At 73.4% G+C, this 3428-nt stretch carries 3 protein-coding genes and 1 pseudogene; 3 read left to right on the top strand and 1 reads right to left on the bottom strand.

Annotation, left to right across the window (positions count from 1 at the left end; translation table 11 throughout):
* Positions 1 to 35: 35 nt before the first annotated feature.
* Positions 36 to 1274, bottom strand: a complete 1239-nt coding sequence (locus AB0I76_RS25630) for an MFS transporter (protein WP_357040387.1) — start codon at positions 1272 to 1274, stop codon at positions 36 to 38.
* A gap of 25 nt (positions 1275 to 1299) precedes the next feature.
* Here AB0I76_RS25630 and AB0I76_RS25625 point away from each other — a divergent pair, with 25 nt between their 5' ends.
* The 3 genes and pseudogenes from AB0I76_RS25625 to AB0I76_RS25615 form a co-directional block, all read left to right on the top strand.
* Positions 1300 to 2187, top strand: coding sequence for a winged helix-turn-helix transcriptional regulator (locus AB0I76_RS25625; RefSeq protein WP_357040384.1), 888 nt, complete (start codon positions 1300 to 1302; stop codon positions 2185 to 2187).
* Positions 2188 to 2297: 110 nt separating this feature from the next.
* Positions 2298 to 3092 (top strand): methyltransferase domain-containing protein, encoded by a 795-nt coding sequence (locus AB0I76_RS25620; RefSeq protein WP_357040381.1) that lies wholly within the window; start codon positions 2298 to 2300, stop codon positions 3090 to 3092.
* Positions 3089 to 3428: pseudogene (locus tag AB0I76_RS25615) on the top strand (hypothetical protein); the annotation flags it as partial. The gene AB0I76_RS25620 and the pseudogene AB0I76_RS25615, both read left to right, overlap by 4 nt.

Here is a 3428-nt window from a genome sequence, read left to right as displayed (position 1 = left end):
CGGCCGTTCCCCGGCCGGGCGGACCCGCTGCGTGTTCACACCCGGACTTCGGCGGGTCGCGGGGCGGCGTCGAGCGGCAGGTCGCGCAGCCGGCGGATCGGCGTCGATAGATAGATGACCGGTGACAGCACGGTGAGCGCCCCGAAGACCAGCAGAGTGGTACGGGCACCGAGCGGCCCGGCGAGGGCGCCGGCGAGCAGGCCGCCGAGCGGGATGGCGCCCCAGGAGACGAACTTGACCGTGGCGATCACCCGCGACAGGAGTTCCGGCGGGCTGGCGAGCATCCGGTAGGTGCGGGTGGTCACGCTGAGCACCACCGAAGACACGGAGAAGACGATGTTGCCGGCGGCGAAGGCGACGTAGGCGGCGGTGCCCGTGCCCAGCGGAATGATGAGCGCGCCGGCCACGCCGACGAAGGCCGCGACGATCAGACCACGTGCGGTGCCGACCCGGTCGGTGAACCGGGTGGTCAGCGCGGCGCCGATGAGCGCGCCGAGGCCGTCGGCGGCGAGCAGCAGCCCGACCATGACCGGCGGCGCGTGCAGCTCCCGCACCAGGTAGTACGGGAAGAGGGCCAGCATCGCGCCGCAGACGAAGTTCGTCGCGGTGGCGTCCCACATGGCCGGCCCGATGATCGGGTGTCGCAGCACGTAGTGCCAGCCCTCGCGGATCATCGTGGCCATCGGTGGCCGCTCGGTCGGTCGCTGCACCCGCCGGGCCGGAAGGGTGCGCAGCAGCACGGCGGAGACCAGATAGCTGACGGTGTCCACGAGCAGCGTCGGCACCGCACCCAGCAGCTGCACCGCGAGTCCGCCCAGGGACGGCCCGCCCAGCTGGGTGGCCGCGTGCGTGCCGGAGTTGAGGCTGTTGCGCGCCTGCAACTGCGCGGCCGGCACGATCTCCGGCAGGAAGGTCTGGTTCGCCACGTCGAACAGCACGTTGGCGAAGCCCACGACCAGGGCCACCGCGACCAGTTGGGCCACCGTGAGGGCGCCGATCCACCAGGCCAGGGGGACGGACGCGATGGCGAGGGCCCGGATCAGATCCAGGGCGACCTGCATGCCGCGCAGAGGGACGCGCTGCACGATCACCCCCGCCGGCAGGCTGATCAACAGGTACGCGAGGTAGCCGGCCGCCGCGATCAGACCCATCTCGAAGGCCGACGCGTCGAGCACGGTCAGCGCGGTCAACGGCAGGGCCACCCCGCCGACCGCCGAGCCGAGGTGACTTGTCGTGCCGGCGGCCCACCAGCGCCAGAAGGCAGTAAGTTTCATAATGGAACTGACTATAGTGGTGGGTGTGAGAAGAGTCGACCTTGCGGACGTGGACTGCGGCATCGCCCAATCCCTGGGCGTGCTGACCGACTGGTGGACCTTCCTGCTCATCCGCGACATCGCCGGCGGCGTGACCCGCTTCGACGGCCTGCAACGGGGGCTCGGGATGAGCCGCCGCGCCCTGACCGAGCGTCTCGCCGCCCTCGTCGAGCACGGCGTGCTGCACCGTCAGCGGTACACGGATCGTCCGCCGCGCTACGACTACCTGCTCACCGCCAAGGGCGAAGGTCTGCTGCCGGTGCTGATCGCGCTACAGGAGTGGGGTGACCGGCACGTGCTCGGCGACGGGGCGCTCACCGCCACGGCGGCGGCCGGGTCGGCGGAGGCGCGCCGGGTGCACGCCCTCGTCGGACGCCGAATCCCCGAGCTGACCCTGGTGCGCCACGACGGCGTACCGGTGTCGCCTGCCGACCCGGGTGCCTGGACGGTGCTCTACTGCTTCCCCGGCGCGTTCGTACCCGGCGTGCAGGGCCTCCCGCCGTACTGGGGCGACATTCCCGGCGCGCCCGGCTGCACGCTCGAGTCCAGCACCTACGCGGCACGGGCCGCCGATTTCGCCGCCGCTGGTGCGCGGATCCAGGGGGTCAGCACTCAGCGTCCGGACCAGTTGGCCGCCTTCGCCGCGCACGCCGAGCTGCCGTTCCCTCTGCTCTCCGACGCCGACGGGCGGCTCGCCACGGCGCTGCTGCTGCCCACCTTCCGAGCCGCCGGCACCGACCGGCTCAAGCGGGCCACGCTGCTGCTCGACCACGCCGCGACGGTGCGCGCCGTCCAGTTCCCGGTCACCGATCCGGCCGGCTCGGTCGACGAGATGCTGCGCCTGGTCCGGAACCACGTTCAGGTCGCCGGGTAAGCCGGCCATCATGCGTGGCGGTCTGTTGGCGAGCGTCCGGGGGATCACGGCACCGTTCTGGATCGCCTCCGGGACCCCTCGTCGGCCCGTCGGTGTCGTAGGGTGCCGGCATGGCGCAACCGGTGTGGGCCGACGGCGCGGCCTACGAGGCGTACGTGGGCCGGTGGAGCCGGCTGGTCGCGGGCGACTTCCTGCGCTGGCTGGACCTGCCGGCCGGCCTGCGCTGGCTCGACGTGGGCTGCGGCACCGGCGCGCTGACCGCGACGGTCCTGGCCGAGGCGGACCCGGCGTACGTGACCGGGGTCGACCCGTCGGCCGGATTCCTCGGGCATGCCCGGGACCGGGTCGACGACCCCCGGGCCTCCTTTGAAGTGGGTGACGCCCGGGCGCTTCCGGTGACCGACGACGGCGTGGACGTCGTGGTCAGCGGGCTGGCGCTCAACTTCGTACCGGATCCGCCGCGGGCGGCGGCCGAGTTCGTCCGGGTAGTCCGGCCCGGTGGCGTCGCGGCCGCGTACGTCTGGGACTACGCCGAGGGCATGGCGATGATGCGTCACTTCTGGGCGGCGGCCGAGACGCTCGACCCGGCGGCGGCGAACCTGGACGAGGGACGCCGGTTCCCGCTGTGCCATCCCGACGCGCTGCACGCCCTGTGGACCGACGCCGGCCTGGAGGCGGTCGCGGTGCAGCCGGTCGTCGTGCCCACGGTGTTCGCCGACTTCGACGCGTACTGGACGCCGTTCCTGGGTGGTCAGGGCGCGGCACCGACCTATGTGGCATCGCTGGCCGAGAGGGACCGGGCCGCGCTGCGCGACCTCCTCTCCTCCTGCCTGCCCGTCGAGGCGGACGGGTCCGTCCGGCTCACCGCGCGAGCCTGGGCGGTCCGCGGCACCGCGGCACGGTGACCCTGGGGGACTGGTGGGCGGCTCCGCCGCCACGGAGGGTCAGCCAGCTGCCGGACGTCGACCCCGAACTGCTGCGGGTGGCACTGGACCCGCTGCCACCGTCGGCGCCCGCCGTCGTGCACTACCGGCCCGCCGTCGTGGGTCCGCTCGGCGACCTGGTGGATGCCCTTCTCGACCAGCTCGACGCCCTGGCGCTGACGATGTTCCCCCGCTGGTTGCCGGGAGCCGAGCGCCTCGACGGGGACGGGGCGCTCGGCGTCGCGGCGGTCCGTGCCCTCGCGGCCCGCACCGCCGCCCGCTCTCCCCACTTCGGCCCGTTCCTCGCCGACCTCGCCG

The organism is Micromonospora sp. NPDC049799, assembly GCF_040656655.1.
Classification (GTDB): Bacteria; Actinomycetota; Actinomycetes; order Mycobacteriales; family Micromonosporaceae; genus Micromonospora.
Note: the sequence above shows the minus strand (reverse complement) of the source record. Positions and strands in the feature narration are given on the sequence as shown.

Coding starts and splice junctions, on each gene's coding strand:
- AB0I76_RS25620 (WP_357040381.1), top strand. CDS start 2,298: ATGGCGCAACCGGTGTGGGCCGACGGCGCGGCCTACGAGGCGTACGTG.
- AB0I76_RS25630 (WP_357040387.1), bottom strand. CDS start 1,274: ATGAAACTTACTGCCTTCTGGCGCTGGTGGGCCGCCGGCACGACAAGT.